Origin of the sequence: Arthrobacter sp. JSM 101049, from assembly GCF_041679245.1 — a bacterium.
Taxonomy (GTDB): Bacteria; Actinomycetota; Actinomycetes; order Actinomycetales; family Micrococcaceae; genus Arthrobacter_H.
On sequence record NZ_JBGFFC010000005.1, the window covers coordinates 24,806 to 51,346 of the forward strand.

At 69.9% G+C, this 26,541-nt stretch carries 22 protein-coding genes and 1 tRNA gene; 18 read left to right on the plus strand and 5 right to left on the minus strand.

What is annotated here, in order from left to right; all coding sequences use genetic code 11:
• Positions 1 to 188 precede the first annotated feature (188 nt).
• The 12 genes from AB8M85_RS13460 to AB8M85_RS13515 all read left to right on the plus strand — a co-directional run bounded on the left by AB8M85_RS13460 (position 189) and on the right by AB8M85_RS13515 (position 10,094).
• Positions 189 to 1,085: a ParA family protein gene (locus AB8M85_RS13460; RefSeq protein ID WP_372699349.1), complete on the plus strand. Its 897-nt coding sequence runs from the start codon at positions 189 to 191 to the stop codon at positions 1,083 to 1,085.
• Complete coding sequence (locus AB8M85_RS13465; protein ID WP_372699350.1) at positions 1,085 to 1,987, plus strand: ScpA family protein; 903 nt, start codon at positions 1,085 to 1,087, stop codon at positions 1,985 to 1,987. The genes AB8M85_RS13460 and AB8M85_RS13465 overlap by 1 nt, the downstream gene beginning before the upstream one ends.
• Positions 1,984 to 2,574, plus strand: coding sequence for an SMC-Scp complex subunit ScpB (gene scpB / locus AB8M85_RS13470; protein ID WP_372699351.1), 591 nt, complete (start codon positions 1,984 to 1,986; stop codon positions 2,572 to 2,574). Before AB8M85_RS13465 ends, scpB begins: the two co-directional genes overlap by 4 nt.
• 33 nt (positions 2,575 to 2,607) lie before the next feature.
• The gene (locus AB8M85_RS13475) at positions 2,608 to 3,681 is read left to right on the plus strand and encodes a pseudouridine synthase (protein ID WP_372699352.1); all 1,074 of its coding nucleotides are present in this window, start codon (positions 2,608 to 2,610) and stop codon (positions 3,679 to 3,681) included.
• Positions 3,682 to 3,684: 3 nt separating this feature from the next.
• Positions 3,685 to 4,788 carry a prephenate dehydrogenase gene (locus tag AB8M85_RS13480; RefSeq protein ID WP_372699353.1) on the plus strand — a complete coding sequence of 368 codons (1,104 nt, stop codon included), beginning with the start codon at positions 3,685 to 3,687 and terminating at the stop codon, positions 4,786 to 4,788.
• The gene (gene cmk, locus AB8M85_RS13485) at positions 4,789 to 5,457 is read left to right on the plus strand and encodes a (d)CMP kinase (protein WP_372699354.1); all 669 of its coding nucleotides are present in this window, start codon (positions 4,789 to 4,791) and stop codon (positions 5,455 to 5,457) included.
• A gap of 80 nt (positions 5,458 to 5,537) precedes the next feature.
• Positions 5,538 to 7,076, plus strand: coding sequence for a ribosome biogenesis GTPase Der (gene der, locus AB8M85_RS13490; protein ID WP_372699355.1), 1,539 nt, complete (start codon positions 5,538 to 5,540; stop codon positions 7,074 to 7,076).
• A gap of 83 nt (positions 7,077 to 7,159) precedes the next feature.
• Positions 7,160 to 7,233, plus strand: a tRNA-Pro gene (locus AB8M85_RS13495).
• Positions 7,234 to 7,572: 339 nt separating this feature from the next.
• Entirely contained in the window at positions 7,573 to 8,049 is a 477-nt protein-coding gene (locus tag AB8M85_RS13500; RefSeq protein WP_372699356.1) for an FHA domain-containing protein, read from the plus strand.
• Between the two features lie 77 nt (positions 8,050 to 8,126).
• The gene (locus AB8M85_RS13505; protein WP_372699537.1) at positions 8,127 to 8,810 is read left to right on the plus strand and encodes a MerR family transcriptional regulator; all 684 of its coding nucleotides are present in this window, start codon (positions 8,127 to 8,129) and stop codon (positions 8,808 to 8,810) included.
• 17 nt (positions 8,811 to 8,827) lie between these two features.
• Positions 8,828 to 9,310: a bifunctional nuclease family protein gene (locus AB8M85_RS13510; protein ID WP_372699357.1), complete on the plus strand. Its 483-nt coding sequence runs from the start codon at positions 8,828 to 8,830 to the stop codon at positions 9,308 to 9,310.
• A gap of 187 nt (positions 9,311 to 9,497) precedes the next feature.
• Positions 9,498 to 10,094 carry a MerR family transcriptional regulator gene (locus AB8M85_RS13515; protein WP_372699358.1) on the plus strand — a complete coding sequence of 199 codons (597 nt, stop codon included), beginning with the start codon at positions 9,498 to 9,500 and terminating at the stop codon, positions 10,092 to 10,094.
• Between the two features lie 102 nt (positions 10,095 to 10,196).
• Here AB8M85_RS13515 and AB8M85_RS13520 read toward each other — a convergent pair whose 3' ends face one another.
• Entirely contained in the window at positions 10,197 to 11,000 is an 804-nt protein-coding gene (locus AB8M85_RS13520; protein WP_372699359.1) for a ParA family protein, read from the minus strand.
• Between the two features lie 269 nt (positions 11,001 to 11,269).
• Between AB8M85_RS13520 and AB8M85_RS13525 the strand changes: the two genes are divergently transcribed.
• The 3 genes from AB8M85_RS13525 to AB8M85_RS13535 all read left to right on the plus strand — a co-directional run bounded on the left by AB8M85_RS13525 (position 11,270) and on the right by AB8M85_RS13535 (position 17,534).
• Positions 11,270 to 14,716, plus strand: coding sequence for a pyruvate carboxylase (locus AB8M85_RS13525; protein ID WP_372699360.1), 3,447 nt, complete (start codon positions 11,270 to 11,272; stop codon positions 14,714 to 14,716).
• Between the two features lie 117 nt (positions 14,717 to 14,833).
• Entirely contained in the window at positions 14,834 to 16,108 is a 1,275-nt protein-coding gene (locus AB8M85_RS13530; RefSeq protein WP_372699361.1) for a hypothetical protein, read from the plus strand.
• A 4-nt stretch (positions 16,109 to 16,112) separates the two neighbouring features.
• On the plus strand, positions 16,113 to 17,534 hold the full coding sequence (locus AB8M85_RS13535) for a mycothione reductase (RefSeq protein ID WP_372699362.1): 1,422 nt from the start codon (positions 16,113 to 16,115) through the stop codon (positions 17,532 to 17,534).
• A gap of 45 nt (positions 17,535 to 17,579) precedes the next feature.
• Here AB8M85_RS13535 and AB8M85_RS13540 read toward each other — a convergent pair whose 3' ends face one another.
• A complete protein-coding gene (locus tag AB8M85_RS13540; protein WP_372699363.1) occupies positions 17,580 to 19,391 on the minus strand; it encodes a long-chain fatty acid--CoA ligase in 1,812 nt (603 codons plus the stop codon).
• Between the two features lie 140 nt (positions 19,392 to 19,531).
• Here AB8M85_RS13540 and AB8M85_RS13545 point away from each other — a divergent pair, with 140 nt between their 5' ends.
• Positions 19,532 to 20,512 (plus strand): ROK family protein, encoded by a 981-nt coding sequence (locus tag AB8M85_RS13545; RefSeq protein WP_372699364.1) that lies wholly within the window; start codon positions 19,532 to 19,534, stop codon positions 20,510 to 20,512.
• Between the two features lie 72 nt (positions 20,513 to 20,584).
• On the opposite strand, the gene AB8M85_RS13550 is transcribed toward AB8M85_RS13545, so the two are convergent.
• Together AB8M85_RS13550 and AB8M85_RS13555 are read right to left on the minus strand one after the other, a co-directional pair.
• Positions 20,585 to 21,088: a hypothetical protein gene (locus AB8M85_RS13550; protein ID WP_372699365.1), complete on the minus strand. Its 504-nt coding sequence runs from the start codon at positions 21,086 to 21,088 to the stop codon at positions 20,585 to 20,587.
• The gene (locus tag AB8M85_RS13555; RefSeq protein ID WP_372699366.1) at positions 21,081 to 21,869 is read right to left on the minus strand and encodes an alpha/beta hydrolase; all 789 of its coding nucleotides are present in this window, start codon (positions 21,867 to 21,869) and stop codon (positions 21,081 to 21,083) included. The genes AB8M85_RS13550 and AB8M85_RS13555 overlap by 8 nt, the downstream gene beginning before the upstream one ends.
• Positions 21,870 to 21,992: 123 nt before the next feature.
• Between AB8M85_RS13555 and AB8M85_RS13560 the strand changes: the two genes are divergently transcribed.
• Together AB8M85_RS13560 and AB8M85_RS13565 are read left to right on the plus strand one after the other, a co-directional pair.
• Positions 21,993 to 22,898 carry a lysophospholipid acyltransferase family protein gene (locus AB8M85_RS13560; protein ID WP_372699367.1) on the plus strand — a complete coding sequence of 302 codons (906 nt, stop codon included), beginning with the start codon at positions 21,993 to 21,995 and terminating at the stop codon, positions 22,896 to 22,898.
• A 33-nt stretch (positions 22,899 to 22,931) separates the two neighbouring features.
• A complete protein-coding gene (locus AB8M85_RS13565; RefSeq protein ID WP_372699368.1) occupies positions 22,932 to 24,332 on the plus strand; it encodes a class II 3-deoxy-7-phosphoheptulonate synthase in 1,401 nt (466 codons plus the stop codon).
• A gap of 76 nt (positions 24,333 to 24,408) precedes the next feature.
• On the opposite strand, the gene pknB is transcribed toward AB8M85_RS13565, so the two are convergent.
• Positions 24,409 to 26,532, minus strand: coding sequence for a Stk1 family PASTA domain-containing Ser/Thr kinase (gene pknB, locus AB8M85_RS13570; RefSeq protein ID WP_372699369.1), 2,124 nt, complete (start codon positions 26,530 to 26,532; stop codon positions 24,409 to 24,411).
• Positions 26,533 to 26,541 lie beyond the last annotated feature (9 nt).

The following is a 26,541-nucleotide window of genomic DNA, read 5'->3' on the forward strand; positions in this document are numbered from 1 at the left end:
GGGAGTGGCGGCCGGCAGGCGTTTCCGGGCCCGGCCGATGACCCGGCCCGGGGCCAACCCTCGAGTTCAGCTTCAAGGTAAAGGCTCGCCGTTCCCCGGCAGACCTGCGCGGTTGCGGGCCCCGGCGGCGATAGCCTTGAGGCTAGGCAGTGAGATAGCAAGCAACGAACGGAAGTGTGGTTCATACCGTGAGCGAGCAAAAGGGTTCGAGGACTCGTACGGCCGGATTGCTGAAGGAGCCGCCGGCAGTCGGGCCGACGGGTCGACCCCTGACGGAGTTCCCGGAACCACAGCCGCTGGACGGCCACGGTCCGGCGCGCGTCATCGCCATGGTGAACCAGAAGGGCGGCGTCGGCAAGACCACCTCCACCATCAACCTCGCCGCCGCGCTCGCCGAATACGGGCGCAAGGTGCTGCTGGTCGACTTCGACCCCCAGGGGGCGCTCAGCGCCGGATTCGGCACGAACCCGCACGAGCTCGACGTCACCGTGTACAACGTGCTCATGGAACGCAAGACCAGCATCAGCGACGCGATCCTGCACACCGAAATCGAGAACATCGACCTGCTGCCGGCGAACATCGACCTGTCGGCCGCGGAGGTCCAGCTCGTCAACGAGGTCGCCCGGGAACAGGTCCTGGAACGGGCGCTGCGCAAGGTCTCCGACGACTACGACGTCATCCTCATCGACTGCCAGCCCTCGTTGGGCCTGCTGACGGTCAACGCGCTGACCGCCGCCCACGGCGTGATCATCCCACTGACCGCCGAGTTCTTCGCCCTGCGCGCCGTGGCCCTGCTGGTCGAGACCATCGACAAGGTGCAGGACCGGCTGAACCCGTCCCTGCAGGTCGACGGCGTCCTGGCCACCATGTACGACGCCCGCACCCTGCATTCGCGCGAGGTCATCGGCCGGCTCATCGAGGCTTTCGGCGACCAGGTCTTCGAGACGGTCATCAAGCGCACGATCAAGTTCGCCGACGCCAACGTCGCCGCCGAGCCGATCACCAGCTACGCGAGCAACCACCCCGGCGCGGATTCCTACCGGATGCTGGCCCGGGAGCTCATCAGCCGCGGCGGCGCCCCGTAATGACCGCGACGGGCCAGGCGGACACCGCGTCGCCGTCCGTCGCACCGGAAACGGAACCGGCCGGCGGCTTCGCCGTCTCGCTGGAGAACTTCTCCGGCCCCTTCGACGTGCTGCTGAACCTCATCGGCAAGCACCAGCTGGACATCACCGAAGTCGCCCTGGCACAGGTGACCGACGAGTTCATCGGCTACCTGCGCGAGCTGCGCCTGAACGCGGGGGAGCGGGCCCTGGAGGAGACGACGTCGTTCCTGGTGGTGGCCTCCACGCTGCTGGACCTGAAGGCCGCCCGGCTGCTGCCCACCGGCGAGGTTGAATCCGACGAGGACATCGCCCTGCTGGAGGCCCGCGACCTGCTCTTTGCCCGGCTGCTGCAATACCGCGCGTTCAAGGCCATCGCCGGCCAGCTTTCCGAACGCCTCGCCGAGCAGGGCGAACGGCATCCGCGCCGGGTGGCCGTGGAACCGGGCATCGCCGCACTGCTGCCCGAGCTGGTCTTCACCACGACCCCCGGGAAACTGGCCGAACTGGCCCGCGGGGCCCTGGAACCCAAGCCATCGGAACCAGCGGGCGTCGGCGTCGAGCACCTGCACGCCCCCACGGTGAGCGTGCGCGAGCAAGCGGGGATCATCGCCGCCCGGCTCGAGGATGGCAGCTCGGTCAGCTTCACGGACCTCGTCGCGGACGCCGGGGAGACGATGGTCGTGATCGCCCGCTTCCTGGCCCTGTTGGAAATGTTCCGGGACAAATATGTTGGATTCGACCAGGACGGGCCGCTGGGCGAGCTGCTGGTGGCCTGGAACGACGACGCCGGACCCTGGCACCCCGACCGGGTCGCCGAGGAATACCAGGGGGAACCCGCCGCAGGTGCGGCCGGAAACGACGTACAGGAGGAGGGCCCATGACCCAGGACGACGACGGTGCCCCCGCCGGGGTGGAGCTGTTGCCCGGGGGCCTGCGTGCCGCCATCGAGGCGGTGCTCATGGTGGCCGATGAACCGGTGGCGGTCCCGCGGCTGGCCGAGGTGCTGGAGGCCGAACCGGCGGTCGTCGAAACACTGCTGGCGGAGCTGAGGCAGGACTACGCCGCGCACCACGGATTCGAGCTGCGGGAACTGGCCGGTGGCTGGCGGGTCTACTCCAAACGTGACTTTGCTCCCGTCGTCTCCCGGTTCGTCCTGGACGGGGCAACCGCCCGCCTGTCGCAGGCGGCCCTGGAGACGCTGGCCATCATCGCCTACCGCCAACCCGTCTCCCGGGCCCGGATCGCGGCGATCCGGGGGGTGAACGTGGACTCGGTGGTGCGCACCCTGGGCATGCGCGGTTTGGTGGTCGAAGAGGGCACCGATCCGCAGTCCGGGGCCGTGCTGTACCGGACCACCCCGTATTTTCTGGAAAGATTGGGGGTAGACAGCCTGGCGGACCTTCCGCAGCTCTCGCCCCACCTACCCGGCCTGGACGACCTCGAGCACTTCGACGACGTCCCGTTCTAGGCCACCACCCGCAGCAGTAACGAAGGAATCGACATGAACCAGGGATCCAATTCAGGCGCAGGCCGCGGCAAGCAGCGCCGGTCCACGCCCGGCCAGGGTGCCGGTCGCGGCGCCGCCGGTTCAGGCCGCGGTACCTCCGGGGGCAAGCCCGACGCCGGCTCCTCCGGCCGCAACCAGGGTGGAACGGGCCAGAGCGGCAAGACCGGCGGCAGCTTCGGCGCGAAGAAGCAGGGGCCGGCCAAGGGCCGGCAGCAGGGAGGCCGGCCACAGGGCCCGCAGGCCTTCGGCGGCGAACGGTTCGGGCGCAACCTGGGACCGGTGAAGAAGAACCGCCCGGCACCCGAGCGGCGCACCACCCCGCGCACGGACGCCGGCCAGGACCAGGACGGGGTCCGCTTGCAGAAGGTCCTCGCCAATGCCGGTGTCGCCTCCCGGCGGGTCAGCGAGGAGATGATCACCGCCGGCCGCGTGGAGGTCAACGGCGAAGTCGTCACCGAACTCGGCGTCCGCGTCGATCCCGCGGCAGTGAGCATCCACGTTGACGGCATGCGCATCCAGCTGAACGAGACCATGCGCTACTACGTGTTCAACAAGCCCCGCGGAGTGGTCTCCACGATGGAGGACCCGGAAGGGCGCCCCTGCGTCAGCGACTACCTGCGCAAGAAGAGCGAACGCCTGTTCCACGTCGGCCGGCTCGACGTGAATACGGAGGGCCTGCTGCTGCTCACCAACGACGGCGAACTGGCCAACCGCCTGACGCACCCCTCCTACGAGATCCCCAAGACCTACCTCGTCCAGGTCCCCGGGCCCATGGCCCACGGAATCGGCGCCCAGATGAAGGAGGGCATCGCCCTCGAGGACGGCATCGCCTCGGTCGATTCGTTCAAGCTGGTGGACTCCACCCCCGGCAAGGTCCTGGTCGAGGTCGTCCTCCACTCGGGACGCAACCGGATCGTCCGGCGGCTGTTCGACGCCGTCGGCCACCCGGTCAAGCGGCTGGTCCGCGTGCAGATGGGCCCCATCAAGCTCGGCGACCAGAAGCAGGGCACCATCCGCCAGCTCGGCCACCACGAAGTCGGCCACCTGCTCTCCCGCGTGGGCATGTAGCCGATGGGGGCCACGCATCTCGCCGGCCCGGTCCTGGTGGTCGGCACCGGCCTGCTCGGGACCAGCATCGGCCTCGGCCTCAGCCGCCGGGGCATCTCCGTGCTGCTCTCGGACACCTCGCCGACCGCCCAGCAGGTCGCCCAGGACATCGGTGCCGGATCGATCTACGTTCCGGATTCCTCCCCGGAGCCCGCACTGGTCGTCGTTGCCGCCCCACCGGATGTCACGGCGTCCGCGGTCTCGCGGGCGCTGCGGGACCACCCGGCGGCGACCGTCGTGGACATCGCCAGCGTCAAGACCTCCATCCTGCGGGCACTGCAGGCCGACGAGGATCTGGGCGCGGCCGACCTCGCCCGCTACGTGGGCACTCACCCGATGGCCGGCCGCGAGAAATCCGGTCCGGCTGCAGCCCGCGGGGAACTGTTCACCGCCATGCCCTGGGTCATCTGCGCCCATGCCGGGTCGGCCCAGGACAGCGTGCGCATCGCCGGGTCCCTGGCCATCGACCTGGGCGCGACCGTACACCGGCTCGACGCCGCCGAACACGACGCCGCCGTCGCCCTCGTCTCGCACTTCCCGCAAGTCGCCTCCTCGCTGCTGGCCTCGCGGCTGATGAACGCACCGGCACACGCCCTCGCCCTGGCCGGCAACGGACTGCGCGACACCACACGCATCGCCGCCTCCGATCCCCGGCTGTGGATCCAGATCCTCAGCCACAACGCCCCCGAACTGGTGGGGATCCTGCACGGGCTGCGCGAGGACCTCAACCGCCTCATCGCCACCCTGGAGGACCCGCAGGGGCCCGGAGCGCTGTTGGACCTGGCCGAACTCATGGGCGAGGGCAACGCCGGCCAGGCCCGCATCCCGGGCAAGCACGGGGCCCCACCGCAGGCCTTCGCCGTGGTCACCGTCATCGTTGACGACAAACCGGGGCAGATCGCCCGCCTGCTCACCGACGTCGGCGAGGCCGGCGTCAACCTGGAGGACCTGCGGATGGAACATTCCTCGGGCCACCAGGTCGGCATGGTGGAATTGTCGGTGCTGCCGGGGCGCAGCCTGGAATTGACCGAAGCCCTCGTCGAACGTTCGTGGAAGGTAGTGCAGTAAGTGGAAAATCTCGTGGTGGCCATCGACGGCCCCTCCGGTAGTGGAAAATCCTCCGTCTCCAAGGAGGTGGCCCGCCGTCTCGGCGCCGCCTTCCTCGACACCGGGGCCATGTACCGGGCCCTGACCTTCGCCTGCCTCGAGGGCGGGACCGACCTGGAGGACGAAGCGGCGGTCACGGGCGCGGTGAAGGCGGCGAGCGTGGAGATCGGCACCGACCCCGACCACGAGCAGGTCCTGGTCAACGGGGCGGACGTCACGGCCACGATCCGTGAACCGTTCGTCTCGGAAGCCGTGTCGGCGGTCGCCGGCGTCCTGGATGTGCGTGCCGAACTGGTGCGGCGCCAGCAGCAGATCATCTCCGAGAACGCGCCCATCGTCGCCGAAGGCCGCGACATCACCACCGTCGTCGCCCCCGAGGCGCCGGCCCGCATCCTGCTCACCGCCCGGGAGGAGGTCCGCATGGCCCGTCGCGGGCTGCAGCTCGGCGGGACCCAGTCGCAGGACGACCTGCAACGCCAGGTCGTGGCGCGCGACGCCAAGGACTCGAAGGTCACCAGCTTCACCAGCGCCGCCGACGGCGTGGTGACCGTGGACTCTTCGGACCTGGATTTCGAGCAGACCGTCCAGGCCGTGCTCGCCGTGGTCGAAGCCGCGGGCAAACGCGCCTGAGGCAGTGCCGTGCCGCGGCATGCAAAAATGGTAAGTGCTTCCGTGCATGACGGGAGCGGCGAACAAAGGAACCCCTGAACATGACCGATCACGCCGCCGTCCCCGGCGACGGAGACGAATACGTCCCCTCGGGCGAGGACCACGTCGCCGAACGACTCAGCCAGATCACCGACGAGGAGGCCGAGCAGCGCGCTGCCTCCCTGCGCGATGGCCTCGACGACTACGAACTCGACGACGAGGACACCCGGCTGCTCTCGCACATCGATGACGAGGACTTCGAGGTGCAGGACGACCGCGTTCCCCCCGTGGTGGCGATCATCGGCCGCCCGAACGTCGGAAAGTCCACGCTCGTCAACCGCATCATCGGCCGCCGCGAGGCCGTGGTGGAGGACATCCCCGGCGTGACGCGCGACCGCGTGTCCTACAGCGCGGAATGGAGCGGCCGGGACTTCACCCTGGTGGACACCGGCGGCTGGGAACACGACGCCAAGGGCATCCACGCCCGCGTCGCCGACCAGGCAGAGGTCGCCGCCGACCTGGCGGATGCCGTCATCTTCGTCGTGGATTCGGCCGTCGGGGCCACGGCCACCGACGAGTTGGTGGTCAAGATGCTGCGCCGGCAGAAGAAGCCGGTCTTCCTCGTCGCCAACAAGGTCGACGGCGAGGCGCAGGAAGCGGACGCCGCCTCCTTGTGGAGCCTGGGATTCGGCCAGCCCTACCCGGTCTCCGCGCTCCACGGCCGCGGCACCGCTGACTTGTTGGACGACCTGCTGGAGAAGCTTCCGGCCTACTCTGCCTTCGGCGGGCTGATCCCCCGCGGCGGACCGCGCCGGGTGGCGCTCATCGGGCGCCCGAATGTGGGCAAGTCATCCCTGCTGAACAAACTGGCCGGCGCGGAACGCGTCGTCGTCGACAACGTCGCGGGCACCACCCGCGACCCCGTGGACGAACTGGTCGAGCTCGGCGGACGGACGTGGCGCTTCGTCGACACCGCGGGGATCCGGCGCCGCCAGCACATGGCGCAGGGGTCGGAGTACTATGCCTCGCTGCGGACGCAATCGGCGCTCGAGAAGGCAGAGGTCGCCGTCGTCCTCTTGGCAGTCGACGAAGTCCTCAGCGAGCAGGACGTGCGCATCCTGCAGACCAGCATCGACTCCGGCCGTGCCCTGGTCCTGGCCTTCAACAAATGGGACCTGCTCGACGACGAACGCCGACGCTACCTCGAGCGCGAGATCGAGCAGGACCTGGCCCACGTGGCCTGGGCGCCACGGGTGAACCTCTCCGCCGCGACCGGATGGCACAAGGAAAAGCTCCTCCCTGCCCTGGACCTCGCGCTGGAATCGTGGGACCGGCGCATCCCCACCGGCAAGCTCAACGCCTTCCTCGGAGAGCTGGTCGCTGCGCATCCGCACCCGGTACGGGGCGGCAAGCAGCCCCGCATCCTCTTCGCGACGCAGGCCTCGTCACGCCCACCGCGGTTCGTGCTCTTCACCACGGGTTTCCTCGATCCCGGATACCGGCGGTTCATCACCCGCCGCCTGCGGGAGACCTTCAGCTTCACCGGAACGCCCATCGAGGTCAGCATGCGGGTGCGCGAGAAGCGGGGGCGGTCAAGGTAACCCGAAAAATGGGGTAGAGTAGCCGAGGAGCTTTTCGCAGACGGCACCCGCCCGTAAGGACGGGATAACGGCTGCGGAACCGCCGGGCTATGGCGCAGCTTGGTAGCGCGCCTGACTGGGGGTCAGGAGGCCGTGGGTTCGAATCCCGCTAGCCCGACCGGCGAAGAGGGGCCTTGCCAGAACGGAACACCGTTCGGGTGAGGCCCCTTTTCCGTGCTCCTCGTTCGCTGCTCCTTCCCGGCCGCCGATCCGGAGGGACCATGGTCCCTCCGGACGCCGATCCGTCCGCAGGGACCGCCCGGGGCCACCGGCACCGGAGCATGCCGCCCCTGTCCTATACCCCCCGGATCGAGCACCGCATGACCGGCTGCCGCGACCGGCTTGCGTACAGGGATAACCGGTAGGCTAGGCTGGATAAAACACAAAGTGGGCGCGCCATTTGGACCCCAGTCCAAGAGGCCGGCACAGGCAATGCACCATTCCAGGGAGGAAGCACATGAGTGGCGATCACCGTTGGGAGGACGGCGCGGCAAACCGCAAGGAAGCAGCGGCGGAGACCACCAACATCAGCCTGCCTCCGGCCCGCGACGAGATCGTCCCCGAGGCCTCGCTGTCCACCGAGGAAAGTTCCTCGGTCAACGCCCTGCCCGAAGGGTCCGCCCTGCTGATCGCCCACTCCGGACCGAACCGTGGTGCGCGCTTCCTCCTGGACGGGGACCTGTCGACCGCCGGCCGCCATCCCGAGGCGGACATCTTCCTGGATGACGTCACCGTCTCCCGCAAGCACGCGGAGTTCCGGCGCGACGGCTCGGGGTTCCAGATCGTTGACTCGGGCAGCCTCAACGGCACCTACGTGAACGGGGACCGCGTGGACGCCGTGCGCCTGCGGACCGGTGCCGAAGTGCGCATCGGCAAATTCCGGCTGACCTTCTACGCCGGCACCCGCCCGACCACCGCCCCGCGACAGGACTGACGGTAATTCCTGTGGTTTCATCCGCGCAGTCCCGACGCGGCGTCGGGGTCGCCTCCGACGCCCCCCGGGGTCATGTCCTGAACATCGGCGAGGTCCTGACCGAGTTGTCGGAGGACTTCCCGCAGACGACTGCCTCCAAGATCCGCTTCCTCGAGGAAAAGGGGCTGATCACCCCGCAGCGAACCGCCGCCGGCTACCGCAAGTACACCCCGGGGGACATCGACCGGCTCCGCTTCATCCTGTCCCTGCAGCGGGACCAGTACCTGCCGTTGAAGGTCATCAAGGACTACCTCGACGCCGTGGACCGGGGGGAGCGGCCCGAGCAGCTCGCCGGCGGCCTGACCCTGGCCCCCCGCAGCGTGACCGACCAGCTGGCCCAGGAACTGGCAGGGCATACACGCCCCCTCACCCGCGCCGAACTGCAGGGGGCGACCGGAGCCTCCGACCAGCTCATTTCCGAACTGCTCGCCTACGGGATCATCGCCGAGGAAGACCAGCGCTTCGACGAACATGCCGTCCGGATCGCGACCGCCAGCGCCAAGCTCGCCGGCCACGGCATCGAGCCGCGCCACCTGCGGGGCTTCCGCGCCGCCGCGGACCGGGAGCTGGGCTTGGTCGAACGCGCTGTCGCGCCCCTGGCCAGCCGTCGTGACGTCTCCTCCCGGGCCCGCGCCGCCGAAACGGCACGGGAGATCAGCGATGCCTGCCTCGCGCTGCACAGCGCACTGGTCAACGGCTCCATCGCCAGGATGGACCACTAGCACCGCAGGAGGAACCCGTGCGAGAACTCATCGTCGTCGGCGTCCGGATCGAATTGCCGTCCAACCAGCCGCTGGTGCTGCTCAAGGAGATCGACGGGCCCCGCCATCTGCCCATCTGGATCGGGGCTCCCGAGGCATCCGCCATCGCCATGAGCCAGCAGGGGATGGCCACTCCCCGTCCCATGACCCACGACCTGCTCGAATCGATCGTCTCCGCCCTGGGCCACCCGCTCGTGCAGGCACGCCTGGTCGCGGTCAAGGACACGGTGTTCTACGCCGAGCTGGAATTCGACGGCGGTGCGGTCGTCGACTCCCGCGCCTCGGATGCGATCGCCTTTGCCCTGCGGGCCGGATGCCCGATCACCTGTGCCGACGAGGTCCTGGACGAGGCAGGGGTCCTGGTCAGCGAGGACGGCAGCACGGCGGACGGCGCAGAAGACCAGGTGCGGCAGTTCCGGGAGTTCCTGGCCGAGGTCGAGCCCGAGGATTTCGATGAGTAGCGACACGCCCTCAAGTTAAACTTGAAGGTCTTTGACGTGGGACCCGTTCGGCCGTACCGTCAAAGCATAAGAATCCCATTGCTTCGCTGTCCCATCACTCGGCACAGTGGACGGCATCCGATGCCTCCACGGTTCCCGGCAGCCGGCAAGCTCCCTATGGGGGGAGTTTTTGACTAGGAGGGTCCACGTGAGTCCGACAGGTGAGCACAGCGGGGCATCGTCCGGCTCCGGCCAGGGCACTGGCGTGAATGCGCAGGGCCTGCTTTTCACCGAGGACCTGCCGGTCCTCGACGAGGGCGCCGGCTACCGCGGCACCGTGGTTTGCAAGGCCGCCGGCATCACCTACCGGCAGCTCGACTACTGGGCCCGCACCGGCTTGGTCGAACCCGCGGTACGCGGAGCGGCCGGCTCCGGTAGCCAGCGCCTCTACAGCTTCAGGGACATCCTCGTGCTCAAGGTCGTCAAGCGCCTGCTCGACACCGGGGTCTCCCTCCAGCAGATCCGCACTGCCGTGGTCCACCTGCGTGAACGCGGAGTGGAGGACCTGGCCCAGATCACCCTGATGAGCGACGGCGCCTCCGTCTACGAATGCACGTCGGCAGACGAGGTCATCGACCTGGTCCAGGGGGGACAAGGGGTGTTCGGCATCGCCGTCGGACGGGTCTGGCGCGAAGTCGAAGGCAGCCTGTCCGAGCTCCCCAGCGAACACGCAGTGGAGGAAGAGGCCGTCTTCCCCGGCGACGAGCTGGGACGCCGGCGGGCCGCCAAGAAGTCCGCCAGCTAGCAACCGTCACCGCCGGCGGCCGATGCCGGTGGCAAGAAAACAGCGCGTGCCCCACGGGGACACGCGCTGTTCTGGTTCCCGGGGGACCCGAGCGGTGGTCGGTCAGCGGACGCCGGCGGACGCGGGGTCGGCCAGTCCGTGCAGCAACTCGTCGAAGCGTGCCGCCGATTGGCGGGCGGCATCGCCGGGCCACTGGTGCACGGCGTAGGCCGCGCCCTGGATCTGCTGCCAATTCGCCTGATCCGGAAGCACGGGCGAGAGCAGGGCGTCGCCGAACATCGTCCGCATCTCCTCGAGCCGGAACCGCTGTTCGGCAGAGGACTCCCGGAAGCGGTTGGCCACCACGCCGGCCGTTTGCAGCCCCTGGACGAATTCCTTGCGGAACAGCTCCAGCGCCCGCAGGGTCCGCTCGGTTCCAGCGACCGAAAACAGGCTGGGTTCGGCGACCAGCAGGACCCGGTGGCTGGCCGTCCATGCCATGCGCGTGAGGCCGTTAAGCGACGGCGGGCAGTCGATGAGGACCAGTTCGTAGCGGTTCTGGCGCGACAGGACGGTGTGGAGACGGCGCAGGTTGCGCAGTTTCAAATCAGGACGGTCGTAGATGCCGCTGAAGGCCCCGCCCACGGCGACATCCAGAACGGGCGTCTGGCCGTCGGCGGCCGCTCCGGATCGTCCGGCCCAGGGGCTCGGGACCGCGGCCGCGGCAATGTCGGCCCGCCGCGCGTTCTTGAGCAGGTGCCCGATGTCGTTCTCGCCGTTGGGCTCCACGCCCAGGCCGGTGCTGGCGTCGGCGTGCGGGTCAAGGTCCACTACCAGGGTGGGGATCCCGGCGGCCAGGGCCGCCGATGCCAAACCGAGGGTGACGGACGTCTTGCCGACGCCACCCTTGAGACTGCTGATGCTCACGACCTGCACGGAACGGACCACGACCTTACTGTGTTGTTTCGCTGTTTCGGCTCCTACCCATCATAAGGTGGCGCCGCAGCCCGCGGGTCCACGTGCGCCGGTGTGGCACACGTCATGACGAAACACAGTTCCGGGTGTGTGATGCGCCACTGTAGGGTAACGACAGGCCTGAATCGACACATCGCGCCTGACGCACGGAGGAAACATCGTCCCGAACCCGGGCATTCCGCTGCGTTCGTCCTGACCAACAGACACCCTGCAGGAGCACCATGTTTTCAAAGGTACTGGTAGCCAACCGAGGCGAAATCGCCATCCGCGCTTTCCGCGCCGGCTACGAATTGGGCGCGAAGACGGTAGCCGTCTTCCCCTACGAGGACCGCGGCTCCATCCACCGCCAGAAGGCCGACGAGGCCTACCAGATCGGTGAAGAGGGCCACCCGGTGCGGGCCTACCTGGACGTGGAGGAGGTGATCCGCGTTGCCAAGGACGCTGGCGCGGATGCCATCTACCCCGGATACGGTTTCCTCTCCGAAAACCCCGGCCTCGCCCGGGCCGCCGACGAGGCCGGCATCACGTTCGTCGGCCCCCCGGCCGACGTGCTCGAGCTGGCCGGCAACAAGGTCCAGGCCCTGAAGGCCGCCAAGGCAGCGGGCATCCCCACGCTGGCCTCATCCGAGCCCAGCGATGACGCCGACTGGCTGATTGGCGAAGCGGACAAGATCGGCTTCCCCATCTTCGTCAAGGCGGTCGCCGGCGGCGGCGGCCGGGGAATGCGCCGCGTCGACAAGCGCGAGGACCTGGCCGAGTCCCTGAATGCGGCCATGCGCGAGGCCGGCACGGCGTTCGGGGACCCGACGGTCTTCCTCGAGCAGGCGGTGCTGCGCCCGCGCCATATCGAGGTCCAGATCCTTGCCGACGGCGAGGGCAACGTGGTGCACCTCTTCGAGCGCGACTGCTCGTTGCAGCGCCGCCACCAGAAGGTCGTCGAGATCGCCCCGGCCCCGAACCTCGACGAGGGGATCCGCCAGGCCCTCTACGCCGACGCGGTGAAGTTCGCCAAGGCGCTGAAGTACCAGAACGCCGGAACGGTGGAGTTCCTCGTCGACACCGTGGGCGAGCGCGCCGGGCAGCACGTGTTCATCGAGATGAACCCGCGCATCCAGGTCGAGCACACGGTCACCGAGGAGATCACCGACATCGACCTGGTCTCCGCCCAGATGCGCATCGCCGCCGGTGAGACGCTGGAGGACCTGGACATCCACCAGGACCAGTTGCGCATCCGCGGGGCGGCCATGCAGTGCCGCATCACCACCGAGGACCCGGCCAACGGGTTCCGGCCCGACGTGGGGACCATTACCGTCTACCGGTCCGCCGGCGGTTCCGGCGTCCGGCTGGACGGCGGGACGATCTACACCGGTGCCGAGGTCTCCCCGCACTTCGACTCGATGCTGGTCAAGCTGACCTGCCGCGGGCGCGACTACGAGGCGGCGGTGCGCCGGGCCCGGCGCGCCCTGGCCGAATTCCGGATCCGCGGGGTGGCCACGAACATCCCGTTCCTGATGAACGTGCTCGATGACCCGCAGTTCATCGCCGGCGACGTGGCCACCGACTTCATCGACTCGCGGCCGGACCTGGTGGAGGGCAACCGGAGCCAGGACCGTGGCACCAAGGCCCTGACCTACCTGGCCGATGTCACGGTCAACCAGCCCAACGGCCCGCGCCGGGAGGGGTTGGACCCACGGGAGAAGCTGCCGCATTTCCCCGGGGACAAGTCCGACCAGCCCACCCGCAGCCCGTTCGACGGGCCCTCCGAGCACCAGCCGCCTGCCGGCTGGCGCCAGGTCCTGCTCGAGCGCGGCCCGGAGGGCTTCGCCGCCGAGCTGCGTGCCCGTACCGAACTGGCCCTGACGGACACCACGTTCCGCGATGCGCACCAGTCGCTGCTGGCCACCCGGGTCCGCACCCGCGACCTGCTCGCCGCGGCGCCGGCCTACGCCCACACGCTGCCCCAGCTGTTCTCCATGGAGGTCTGGGGCGGCGCCACCTACGACGTGGCCCTGCGCTTCCTCGGGGAGGACCCCTGGCAGCGCCTGGAGCTGCTGCGCGCCGAGCTGCCGAACATCCCGTTGCAGATGCTGCTGCGCGGGCGCAACACCGTCGGCTACACCCCGTACCCGACCGAGGTAACCGACGCATTCGTGCAGGAGGCGGCCGCAGCCGGCATCGACATCTTCCGCATCTTCGATGCCCTCAACGACGTCTCGCAGATGGCCCCGGCCATCCAGGCCGTCCGCGCCACCGGCACCGCGGTCGCCGAGGTGGCCCTGTGCTACACGGCCGACCTGCTCGATCCCGCGGAGGATCTCTACACGCTGGACTACTACCTGGACCTGGCCCAGCAGATCGTCGACGCCGGTGCCCACATCCTGGCCATCAAGGACATGGCCGGGCTGCTGCGCCCGGCAGCTGCGGCGAAGCTGGTCACGGCGCTGCGCGAACGCTTCGACCTGCCCGTGCACCTGCACACCCACGACACCGCCGGCGGCCAGCTGGCCACGCTGCTGGCCGCCTCCGATGCGGGCGTCGACGCGGTCGACGTCGCGGTCGCCTCGATGGCCGGGACCACGTCCCAGCCCTCGGAGTCGGCGCTGGTCGCCGCGCTGGCCCACACCGAGCGCGATACGGGCATCGCCTTGGAGGCCGCGGCCTCGCTGGAACCGTACTGGGAGGCCGTGCGCTCGATGTATGGCCCGTTCGAGTCCGGCCTGCCCGGTCCCACGGGCCGGGTCTACCGCCACGAGATCCCGGGCGGCCAGCTCTCCAACCTGCGCCAGCAGGCCAAGGCGCTGGGGCTGGCCGAGCGGTTCGAGGCAGTGGAGGACATGTACACCGCGGCCAACGCCATCCTCGGCCGGCTGGTCAAGGTCACCCCGTCCTCCAAGGTGGTCGGCGACCTGGCCCTGCAGCTGGTGGGCATGAACGTGGACCCGAAGGAGTTCGAGGCCAACCCGCAGGCCTTCGACATCCCGGACTCGGTCATCGCGTTTCTCTCCGGAGAACTGGGCGATCCGCCCGGGGGCTGGCCCGAGCCGTTCCGCTCGAAGGCCCTGGAAGGACGCAACGTCAAGGTCCGCGTCGAGGAACTGGCCCCCGAGGACTCCCAGGCCCTGCAGGGCGACTCGGCCACCCGCCGACAGACCCTGAACCGGCTGCTCTTCCCCGGTCCGACCCGTGACTTCGAGGCCTCGCGGACCGAATACGGCGACGTGTCGGTCCTGCATACCCGCGACTACCTCTACGGGCTGGTCCAGCACGCCGAGCATGTCATCTCGTTGGGCAAGGGCGTGCGGCTGCTGGTGACCCTGCAGGCCATCTCCGAGGCCGATGAGAAGGGGATGCGCACCCTGATGTGCACCCTGAACGGGCAGATGCGCCAGATCGTCGTGCGGGACCGCAACGTCGAATCCACGGTGAAGTCGGCCGAGAAGGCCGACGCGGCCAACCCCGGCCACGTGGCCGCGCCGTTCGCCGGTGCGGTCACCGCCACCGTGTCCGTCGGGGACCCGGTTCCCGCCGGGGGCACGGTCGCCACGATCGAGGCCATGAAGATGGAAGCGGCCATCACCTCACCGGCCGGCGGGAAGGTGACCCGCATCGCCATCAACGGCACAGCCCAGGTCCAGGGCGGCGACCTGCTGGTCGTTCTCGAGGCCTGAAACCGGGCCCGGACGGGCATCGAGGGGGCGGTCACACGCACGGTGTGGCCGCCCCGCTGTGCGCTAGGGTGAGTGCTGACTAGCCGAACGACACCACTTTTCGCGCAGAAGGACCAGATGAGCCAGCCGCACCAGAACCATGACGACGACGCCGGGAACACCCCGGGCGAGGGGCCGGACGAGGCAACGACTCCAGCAGCCGGCACCGGCCCGCAGGACGCCACGGACACGGAGGGCCAGCGAAGCCCGGGTGGGGCGGGCACCGCAAGGCCCGGGGCCGCCGATGTCCCCGAGCTCTCCGACTGGCAACCGGCGAACGACGGCGGCGCCTCCATCCCCGACGGGGCACGTCCTGTGGGTGATGGGCTGGTCCTGCCCGCCCGGACGCTCGGCGAGTCGGCGCCTGCAGCATCCGGGGATGCCGATCGCCGCCCTGCCCCCGAAGCGGCCCAGCCGGTGGCGCCCGTCCCTGAAAGCGCCGGCCAGCTCACCGCCGACCGGCTGCTCGAGCCGCGGGACCGCGAACCCGTGGGCGGCTGGCGTCGCCTGTTGTTCCGCGCCACGTTTGGTCGTGTGAACGTCGGGGACTCGGATGCGGTGAGGATCCGCCGTCAGACCGAGCGGCGCATTTCCGCGCCCCTGCCCGGGACGACCCGCTACGTGCCGGTCCTGTCCCGCAAGGGCGGGGTGGGCAAGACCACCGTGACGACCCTGCTGGGCATGGCCCTGGCGCAGCTGCGCGAGGACCGCATCATCGCCCTCGACGCCAACCCCGACCGCGGGACGCTCAGCGACCGGTCCCCGGGCAAGTCGGCCTACACCGCCCGGCACCTGGTGCAGAACCGGTTCGCGGTCGACACCTTCGCCAAGCTCTCGGCCTACGCCGCACGGGAGGGCTCACGCCTGCACGTGCTGGCCTCAGATACCGACCCGCGGGTCGCCGAGGCCTTCGACGACGCCGACTACCGGGCCGTCACGGACCTGCTCTCCAAGTACTACTCGATCGTGCTGACCGACTCGGGGACCGGCATGGTCCACACCGTCATGAAGGGCACGCTGGAGAAGGCCGACGCCGTCGTGCTGGTCTCCGGGGCCAGCGTGGACGAGGCGCGGCTGGCCTCCGAGACGCTGTCCTGGCTCGAGGCCCACGGCCGGACCGACCTGGCGCAGAACGCGATCGTGGTGATCAACCAGTCGGCCGGCCACGGCCACGGGGTCAAGGTCGAGGAGATCGAGGCGCACTTCCGCTCCCGCGTGGCCACCGTGGTCCGCCTGCCCCACGACCCGCACCTGGCCCAGGGCTCCCAGGTGGAACTGGACCGGCTCACACCCGCCACCCGGGACGCGGTCATGGAGCTGGCCGCGCTGGTCGTCGACGAGCTGAAGGGCTGAACCCATGGCACACTACGACCTGGCCATCGTCGGCTCCGGATCGGGCAACTCGCTGATCACCCCCTACTGGGACGACCGGAAGGTCGCCCTGGTCGAGGCCGGGACATTCGGCGGCACCTGCCTGAACGTGGGCTGCATCCCCACCAAGATGTTCGCCTACCCGGCGACCCTGGGGGCCTCGCCCGCGCAGGCCGGGCGGCTCGGGGTCGACCTCGTCCGCCGAGGCGCCGACTGGCGGGCCATCCGCGACCGCATCTTCGGCCGCGTCGACGCCATCTCGGCCGACGGGCTGCGCTACCGCAAGGACGAGCTGGAGAACGTGCACCTCTACCGCGAGCACGTCCGGCTGCGCGATCCCCACACCCTGGTGACGGACTCCGGGGAAGTCATCACCGCCGACCAGGTGGTCCTGGCCTCCGGATCGCGGGCCGTGGTGCCCGACCTGCCCGGCGTCGACCTCCCACAGGTGCACACCTCCGACACCATCATGCGCCTGGAGGAGCTGCCCGGCCGGGTGCTGATCGTCGGAGGTGGATTCATCGCCGCCGAGTTCGCCCACGTCTTCCACGGGCTCGGCGCCCAGGTGGTCCAGGTGAACCGGTCCGGTGCCCTGCTGCGCCACCATGACGAGGAGATCTCGCGCCGGTTCACCACGGCCGCCGCCCAGCGCTGGGACGTGGTGCTCGACCACGACCTGACCTCGATCACGGACAATGGGGACGGCACCGTCACCGGCCACTTCGAGAACGACGGCGAGGCGCTCGAGGTCGGAGCCGACGTCGTGCTCATGGCCACCGGACGGACGCCGAACTCCGACCGGCTCGATGCCGCCGCGGCCGGTCTGGACCTGGAGGAGGACGGCCGGCTGGCCGTGGACGACTTCCAGCGCGTGCTGCGCGGCGGGCAGCCGGTCGAGGGCTGCTATGCGCTCGGGGACGCATCCAGCGAATACCAGCTCAAGCACGTGGCCAACCGCGAGGCACGCGTGGTGGCCCACAACCTCGAGCACCCGCAGGCGTTGCGGCCCACCGACCGCACGGCCATCCCGGCGGCGGTCTTCTCCGACCCGCAAATCGCCACCGTCGGGCTGACCGAGGCCCAGGCCCGGGAGCAGGCCGCGGATCCCGACGACATCGCCACCGTCGTGCAGGATTTCGGGTCCACCGCCTACGGCTGGGCCATGGAGGACCAGGAGGGGATCGTCAAGCTAGTGGCCTCGCGCTCCACCGGGCGGCTGCTCGGCGCACACCTGCTCGGGCACGACTCCTCGATGCTCATCCAGCCGCTCATCCAGGCGATGGCCACCGGGCTGGGCGTGGTCGAGATGGCGCGTGGACCCTACTGGATCCACCCGGCACTGACCGAGGTCGTGGAGAACGCCCTGCTGGGCCTGGACCTGCCCCACGGCCCCGACGCGCCGCTGTAGCGGCGGCGCCGTCGGCGGGGTCGTGGCCGGGGTGCAGGCTGGGAATCAGACGGGCTTCTTGGCCGAGTAGATCTCCTCGACGACCGTCTCGAAGTCCTTGAGCACCTGTCCCCGCTTGACCTTCAACGACGGGGTGAGGTGGCCCGAGGCCTCGGAGAAGTCGGTGGGCACGATCCGGAAGGCCTTGATCGACTCGGCGTGCGAGACCGACTGGTTGGCCCGGTCGACGACCGACTGGATGGCGTCCCGGACCTCGGGACGTTCGGCGGCCTCCTGCACGGAGAGCTCCCCGAGCTGGTGGCGCCCGAGCCAGCCCGGCAGGGCCTCGGCGTCCAGGGTGACCAGGGCGGCGATGAACGGGCGGTTGTCGCCGATGACCAGGCACTGGGAGACCAGCACGTCGGCGCGGATCTGGTCCTCGAGCAGCCCGGGGACGACGTTCTTGCCGGCGGCGGTGACGATGATTTCCTTCTTGCGGCCGGTGATCCGCAGGAAACCATCGGCGTCGAGTTCTCCGATGTCGCCAGTGCGGAACCAATCGCCATCGAAGGCCTCGTCGCGCAGGTCCGGGCGGTTGTGGTAGCCGCGCATCACGCAGACGCCCTGGGTGAGGATTTCGCCGTCGTCCGCGATCTTGACGGCATTGCCTGGAAGCGGTGTGCCCACGGTGCCGATCTTGAGCCGGCGCGGGGTGTTCACGGTGATCGGCGCGGTGGTCTCGGTCAGACCGTAGCCCTCGAGGATCATCAGGCCGATGCCGTGGAAGAAGTGCCCGAGGCGTTCGCCCAGGGGCCCGCCGCCGGAGACCGCGTACTCGATGCGGCCTCCCATGGCCTCGCGGATCTTGCCGAACACGAGCCGGTCGAACAGGCGGTGGCGCAGTTTCAGGCCCAGCGGTATGTTACCGGCCTGTTCGGCGCGGGACCAGGCCTCGGCGGTGCGGGCCGCGGCGTGGAAGATCCTGGCCTTGACGGTGCCGCCGTCCTCGGCCTTGAGCATCGAGGAGTTGTAGACCTTCTCGAACACGCGCGGCACAGCCAGGATGAAGGTGGGCTTGAAGCCCTGCAGGTCGCCCAGCAGGTTCTTGATGTCCGGGGTGTGGGCCACCCTCGCGCCGCCGGCGACGCAGAGCACGGAGATGAAGCGGGCGAACACGTGGGCCAGCGGCAGGAACATGATCGTCGATGCGCCCTCGTGCACGCATTCGGGCAGGGCGGCCTGGGCATTACGGCTGAGCTCGACGAAGTTCAGGTGCGTCAGCTCGCAGCCCTTCGGCCGGCCGGTGGTGCCGGAGGTGTAGATGATGGTGGCGACGCTGTCCAGCTGCAGCGAGGAGCGGCGCTGCTCAAGCTGCTCGTCGCTGATGCCGGTGCCGGCCTCCCGCAGGGCGTCCAGCCCGTCTCCGTCCATCTGCCAGACCGATCGGACGGTCTCCAGTTGTTCCTGGTGTGCGGCCTGGCGGATGACGTTCTCATGGTGGGCCGATTCGACGATGGCCGCGGTGGTGCCGGAATCGCCAAGGATCCAGGCGACCTGGCTGGGGGAGGAGGTCTCGTAGACCGGAACGGAGATGCAGCCGGCGAACCAGACCGCGAAGTCGACCAGTGCCCACTCGTAGCGGGTGCGCGACATGATGCCGATGCGGGCCCCCGCTTCGAGGCCCGAGGCGATGAGCCCCTTGGCCAGTGCGGTGGCATCGGCGGCGAACTCCTGGGCGGAGACGTCGATCCAGCCGCCGCGGCCGTCGGGCCGGGAGAACAGCATCGGGTTCGACCCGGCCGCCTGCTCCAGCACGAAATCCGTGGTGTTGGATGTCGGCCGGCTGACCACGAGCGGGGGTACGCTGAACTCTCGCACGGTGTGCTCCTCTGCTTCCGTAGGTATGCGCCGGGATGGCTGGCGACGCGCGGTCGTTGCTCCCAGCATAGTGTGTTGGATCACTAACGTACTCGTTGGTAACTTACGGGGCCAGCGGGTGTCGCGGAAAGGTGGGGTCGATGGAGCCGCAGGCCCACGCACAGCCGGCCATTGGGCTGGACATCGGCGGTACGAAAATTGCCGCCGGCGTCGTCGATGCCGCCGGGGCCATCGTGCAGCGCGCGCACGCCCAGACCCCGGGAACGAGCCCCGCGCTGGTCGAGCAGGCGGTTCTCGATCTGGTCGGCGGGCTGCGCCGCGACGCGCCTGCTGCCCCGGTGGGCGTGGGGGCGGCGGGCTGGATGAACCCCGACACGGGCACGGTGCTGTTCAGCCCGCATCTGGCCTGGCGCAACGAACCGCTGCGCGACCGCCTCTCCGAGCTGCTGGGCGGGACCGTCTGCGTGGCCAACGACGCCGACGCCGCGGGTTGGGCCGAATACCGCTTCGGTGCGGGGCAGGGCGAACCGAACCTCGTCTGCCTGACCCTGGGAACGGGCATCGGCGGGTCGCTGGTGGCCGACGGCCGGTTGCGGCGGGGGCGCTTCGGCCTGGCCGGGGAGTTCGGCCACCAGGTCATCGTCCCCGGAGGACACCTGTGCGCATGCGGCAACCGCGGCTGCTGGGAGCAGTACGCCTCGGGCAATGCCGTCGGACGCGAGGCACGCGAACTGGCACGGGCGAACTCCCCGATGGCCCAGACCCTGCTGGACGCTGCCGGGGGAAATGCCGAGGCGGTCACCGGGGCACTGGTGACGGACCTGGCTGCCGCAGGGGACCCGGCGAGCCGGGAAATCGTGGCGACGGCCGGCCGCTGGCTGGGGATCGGCCTGGCGAACCTGGCCGCCGCGCTGGATCCGGGGGCGTTCGTCGTCGGCGGAGGGCTCGGCGCGGCATCCACCCTGCTGCTGGATGAGGCCGAGTCGGCCTACCGGCGCCACCTGCCCGGCCGCGGCTACCGGCCCTTCGCGCGGATCAGCAGGGCGGGGCTGGGGGCCGACGCCGGGCTCATCGGCGCCGCCGACCTGGCCCGCCTCCACGCCACCGGTCAGCCGGGATAGCGCGGTTCGCGAGGCCGGGGGAAGCGCCAGCGCCGGCACCTGCCGGGAACGGGGTGCATCGGGGCCGCAGGGTCAGACCCGGGCGCCGTCATCGCCTTCGGTCCGATGGCGTGGCAGGCGGAAGGCCAGGTAGCCGGCCGCGGCGACGAACACGATGCAGAGCCCGACCCAGACCGTTGCCGGAGCCGTGCGCCAGAATATCGCGACCAGCAGCAGGGCGATGGGCGCCCCGGCGCCGCAGGTCCATGCCAGCACGTTCAGCGGGTTGCCCGCCCCCAGGGCCGGGGGTTCCTCCGGCGTCCAGTCCTCCTCGGGCTCCTCGGCCAGCGCGTAGTCGCGCGGCCCGGGACCCGCGGGGGCCGGCGGCTGCGTCCGTCCCTCCGGGCCGGAAGCGCTGTCCCCGGGCGCCGGGCTGTCCGCGGGTGCCTGGCCTGCCGCGTCGTCCTGCCCGGTGTCCGGCTCGATGCCCTGGCTGATATCGTCCTGGCCGACGTCGCCCAGCCGGCTGACCAGGTCCTGCCACGCCGCCTCGTCGGCGGCCCGGTCGCGTGGAGACCGGCGCTCGTCCTCACCCATGGTGGTGCCCTCCCAACCGGTCGAAGAAGTGGACCGATCCGGCGAAGAGGGCATCGGCGTCGTAATCCAGGGTGGCCACATGGTAGCTGCGTTCCAGGAAGCGCAGCTGCAGGCGGGGCAGCCCGCACGGATGCATTCCGACCAGTTCGCGGCGCAGCGCATCCAGCCCCGGCTCCGAGACGACGTGGTCGGTGAGCGAGCGGTACGCCAGCACGGGGGCGCGCACCTCGTCGAGCCGACGGCGCGTGGCACCGATGAGCCGGCGCAATTCGTGGACCGCGGCGACCGGGGTCCGCGGGTAGGCGCCCTCGTCCTGGCCGGGGCGGGCGATGTCGTTGGCGATCGCCGGGACCGAGGCCACGAACCGCTTGATGGCCCCGGCCAGCACCGCGGTGCGGTCGGCCATGCTCAGCGCGGGGTTGACCAGCACGATCCCGGCCGGGGCGCGGACGATGCCCAGGTGCAGGGCGAGGGTGCCGCCCATCGACAATCCGGCGACGAAGACCCGGTGGTGCGTGGCCGCCAACGCGTCGAACTCGTCCTCCACGGCAGCGGTCCACGCGGTGTGGCCGGTGGCGGCCAGGTCCTCCCACCGCGTGCCGTGCCCGGGAAGGACCGGCAGCGAGACGGTGTAGCCGGCGGCCAGCAGCGCATCGGCCCAGGGGCGCATGCTGCGCGGGCCGGAGGTGAATCCGTGGATGAGCAGGACCGCGGCGCCGTTGCGCCCGCGCACCCGGAAGCCGGCGGCGGCATCGGACGGCGCCAGCGTTGAGAATTCCATACCGCTCCCAAGCAGGCCGGGGATCGTGCCCCGGGGTGGATATGTGCCTAGAGTAGAGCGTAACCGAGATGGGGTCCGCACGAGGCGGGCGCCCGACGACCGACCCCGGCGGAAGGCCCCCACGTGTTTTACTGGATCATGAAGCGGCTGTTCATCGCACCGGTGATCAACCTGCTGTTCCGGCCGTGGGTCAAGGGGATGGACAACATCCCGGCCGAGGGCGGTGCGATCCTGGCCAGCAACCACCTCTCCGTCTCCGACTCGATCTTCCTGCCCGTGGCCGTGGACCGACCCGTGGTCTTCCTGGCCAAGATGGAGTACTTCACCGGCAAGGGGCTCAAGGGCAAGGCCACCGCGTTGTTCTTCCGGCTGACCAACCAGCTGCCCATGGACCGCTCCGGCGGCGCCGCCTCGGCGAACTCGCTCGGTGCCGGCGAACAGGCCCTGCTCGACGGCCAGCTGCTGGGCATCTACCCCGAGGGCACCCGCAGCCCCGACGGCCGGCTCTACCGCGGCAAGGTCGGCGTCGCCAAGCTCGCCCTGGCCACCGGCGTCCCGGTGATCCCCGTCGCCATGATCGGCACCGACAAGGTCCAGCCCATCGGCAAGACCGTCCCGAACATCCGCCGCGTGGGCATGATCATCGGCGAACCGCTGGATTTCTCGCGTTACGCGGGCATGGAGGACGACCGCTTCGTCCAGCGCTCGGTCACCGACGAGATCATGTACGCCCTGATGCGCCTTTCCGGGCAGGAATACGTCGACACCTACGCCGCGACCGTGAAGGCCAAGCTCACCGCAGAACGCGTGGCCGAACGCAAGGCCGCCCGCGAGGCGCTCGCCGAGAACGCCCGCGCCCAGGTGCGGGCGACCGTCGATGCCGCCAAGAAGGAGGTCGAGCACATCCGGGCTCCCAAGGACGACGCCGGTGCCCCCGACGGCGGGCATGACGCCACCGGTGACGCTTCCCCCGCCGGTGACGAGGGTCCCGACGGCGACGAGGGCGCCGAAACTTTACGCAGGAAATAGGGCAGCGGTCGACGGCCCGGCTACGCTGGTCGGGTGACCGACACGACCCAGCCTTCCGTCCCCTTCCACACCCCGGTTCCCGGGCCCGCAGCCGATCCCGGCCTCGATGCCTGGCGTGACCTGCCGATCGCCCAGCAGCCGAGTTGGTCGGGCACTCCGGAACACGGCCGGGCCGTCGCCGAACTGGCGTCGATGCCGCCGCTGGTCTTCGCCGGCGAGGTCGACATCCTGCGCGAACGCCTCGCCGCGGCGGCCCAGGGCCACGCGTTCCTGCTCCAGGGCGGGGACTGCGCCGAAACCTTCGCCGCCGCCACCGCCGACCGCATCAGCGCCCGGGTCAAGACGATCCTGCAGATGGCCGTGGTGCTGACCTACGGGGCCTCCATGCCCGTGGTGAAGATGGGCCGCATGGCCGGGCAGTTCGCCAAGCCGCGCTCCTCGGACACCGAGACTCGCGAGGACGTGACGCTGCCGGCCTTCCGCGGCGACATCGTCAACGGGTTCGACTTCACCCCCGAATCCCGCCGCCACGACCCCGCCCGCATGGTCAAGGCCTACAACACCTCCGCCGCCACGCTGAACCTCATCCGGGCCTTCACCCAGGGTGGGTTCGCCGACCTGCGCAGCGTGCACAACTGGAACAAGGGCTTCCGCGCGAACCCCGCGCACGCCCAGTACGAATCGCTGGCCGCCGAGATCGACCGGGCCGTGCGCTTCATGGATGCCTGCGGCGCCGACTTCGATGCGCTGAAGACCACCGAGTTCTTCGCCAGCCACGAGGCCCTGCTGCTGGACTACGAGCGGGCCCTGACGCGGACCGACTCGCGCACCGGCCAGCCGTACGACACCTCCGGCCACTTCCTGTGGATCGGGGAGCGGACCCGCCGGCTGGACGGGGCCCACGTGGACTTCCTCTCCCGGGTGCGCAACCCGCTGGGTGTGAAGCTCGGGCCCAACACCACCGGCGAGGACGCCCTGGCCCTGGTCGAGAAGCTCGACCCGAACCGCGAACCCGGCCGCCTGACGTTCATCACCCGCATGGGCGCCCAGAACATCCGCGAAAAACTCCCCTCCATCGTCGAGAAGGTCACGGCCTCCGGCGCGCAGGTCCTCTGGGTCACCGACCCGATGCACGGCAACACCGTCACCAGCGAAAACGGCTACAAGACCCGCCGCTTCGACGACGTCATGGACGAGGTCCGCGGCTTCTTCGAGGTCCACAACTCGCTGGGCACCTACGCTGGCGGCCTGCACGTGGAGATGACCGGCGACGACGTGGCCGAGTGCCTCGGTGGCGCCGACCCGATCCGGGCTGACCAGTTTGACGACCTGTACGAATCGGTCTGCGACCCGCGGCTGAACCACCGCCAGTCCCTGGAGATGGCGTTCCTGGTCGCCGGTGCCCTGGCCGGGCGCAAGCCGCGCATGGACTGACCTCCCGGATACCCCGCCACGAGGGCTCGCCGGCTGGTTGCCGGTGGGCCCTCGCGGCATCTGCGGCTTCGGCAGGTCAGACGACGCCGAGCGTGATGGTCGATCCCTCGGGCTGCATGCTGCCGGACTTCGGGTTCTGGGTGGCCACCGTGTTGAAGATGATGCCGAAGCTGCTTTCCTTGACCTCGACCTTGAAGCCGGCATCCTCGAGGATCTTCTTCGCCTCGTCCTTCTGCTTGCCCCGCACGTTCGGGACCTCGACCATCCGCGGGCCCTTCGAGACGGTGTACGTCACCGTCGAACCGCGCTCGGCGGTGCCCGAAGCAGGGTCCTGGGCGATGACCGACCCCTGGGGGACCTGCCGGTCGAAGTCCTCGCCCGACTTCGAGGCCTCGAAGCCGGCGCCCTCGAGGGCCGCAACCGCCACCTTTTCGGCCTGCCCCGTGACCTGGGGAACCTCCACCGGTGCCGGGCCGCGCGAGAGGACGTAGGCGACCTTGGTGCCGCGGCGGACCTGCTCGTCCGGCCGCGGGTCCTGTGAGACGACCTGCCCGGCGGCCATCGACTCGTTGTACTCCTTCGTGGCCTTGCCGGGAGCGACATGGGCGGACTTCAGTGCCTTCTTCGCTGCGGCGTTGTCCCGGCCCACGATATTGGGGACGGCAAAAAGCTCCGGACCTTTGGAGATCAGGAGCTCGACTGCTTGGTACCGCCGGATCGTCGTGCCCGATCCCGGGTCGGAGCCGACGACCCTGCCCTTCTTGACCTCTTCGTCGAAGACCTCGCGTTGGCTGGAGGAGACGCCGTCGGCGGCCAGCGCCTGGACCGCGGCCGCGGCCGGCTGGCCGGCCAGCTGCGGGATCTGGACCGGGGAACCTGGGCCCATCCCGAAGAACCACGCCGCGGTGGTCACCAGGGCGGCTACCAGGATCAGCACGATGCCCAGGATCCAGCCGCGCCTGCGCGACGACGGCGATTCCAGGCTTTCACGGGGTGTCTGCGCCTCCCGGGCCCACTGCCGCCGGGCGGCCTTGTCGTCCTTGCGCGCCCGGCGTTCCCGGGCCCGGGGGGACAGGTTGCGTCCGTTGTCCTGCACTCCCTGCCCGCCGTGGCCAGGAACGACGGCGGTGAGCTCGCCGGTGTCGGTGTCCCCTTCGTAGCGGGGGAGGGCCTGGGTGGCATCGTGCGTGGCGATGACACTGGTCGCCGAATCCGTCCGGCCGATCACCTCGGTGTGGTCCGTCGGTCCGTGGTCGTCGCCGAGGGGTGCCGTGGCTCCCGTTCCCGTCGTTGCCTCGTCGTCGTGTGGACCCCGAACCGCTCCGGCCTGCTCGACGGCGGGATGGTCCAATTGGTCATCGGTCAATGTCCGGCGGATCTGACGGATCTCGCCCAGGAGCGCCTCGGCGTCCTGGGGGCGATCTTCGGGAGCCTTCCGCGTGCAGAATTCCACGAGTTCATCCAGGTCGGAAGCGAGGCCTGGCAGCACTGCGGAGGGAGCGGGGACATCGCTGGTGACATGCTGGTAGGCGACGGCAATGGGGGTGTCGGCTACGAATGGCTGGTGTCCCGTGAGCATTTCGTAGGCCATGATGCCCAGCGCGTAGATGTCGCTCCGCGCGTCCGCCGGTGCCCCCGTAACCAGCTCCGGCGAGACGTAGGCCACGGTTCCGATGAGGTTCCCGGTCGAAGTTTGGTTCGTTGCGGCGCGGGCCAATCCAAAATCCGCGAGCTTGACCTGGCCCGTATCGGAGAGCAGGACGTTTTCCGGCTTGATGTCGCGATGGACCAGACCCGCGGCGTGGGCCGCCGCCAGGCCCTCCACGATGGCGTCCAGCAGCGCCAGTGCTTGTCGCGGGGCCAGGCGTCCCTGGTCGCGCAGCAGCTGGCGCAGGGTGTGTCCTTGGACCAGCTCCATGGCAAGGTAGGCGGTATGCCCGTCGACGCCGGTGTCCAGCACCCCCACGATATGCGGATGGGAGAAGCCCGCCGCCGTGATGGCCTCGGTGCGGAAACGCTCCACGAACACCGGATCTTCTGCCAGGTAGGGGTGGAGGAGTTTCAGGGCCACGCTGCGTTCGAGGCGGACGTCCATGGCCCGATACACGGTGGACATGCCTCCGACGGCCAGCCGCTCGACAATGCGGTAGCGTCCATCGATCATCGTTCCCCGGGTGGGGCTGGCTGCATGTTCACTCACCCAACGATG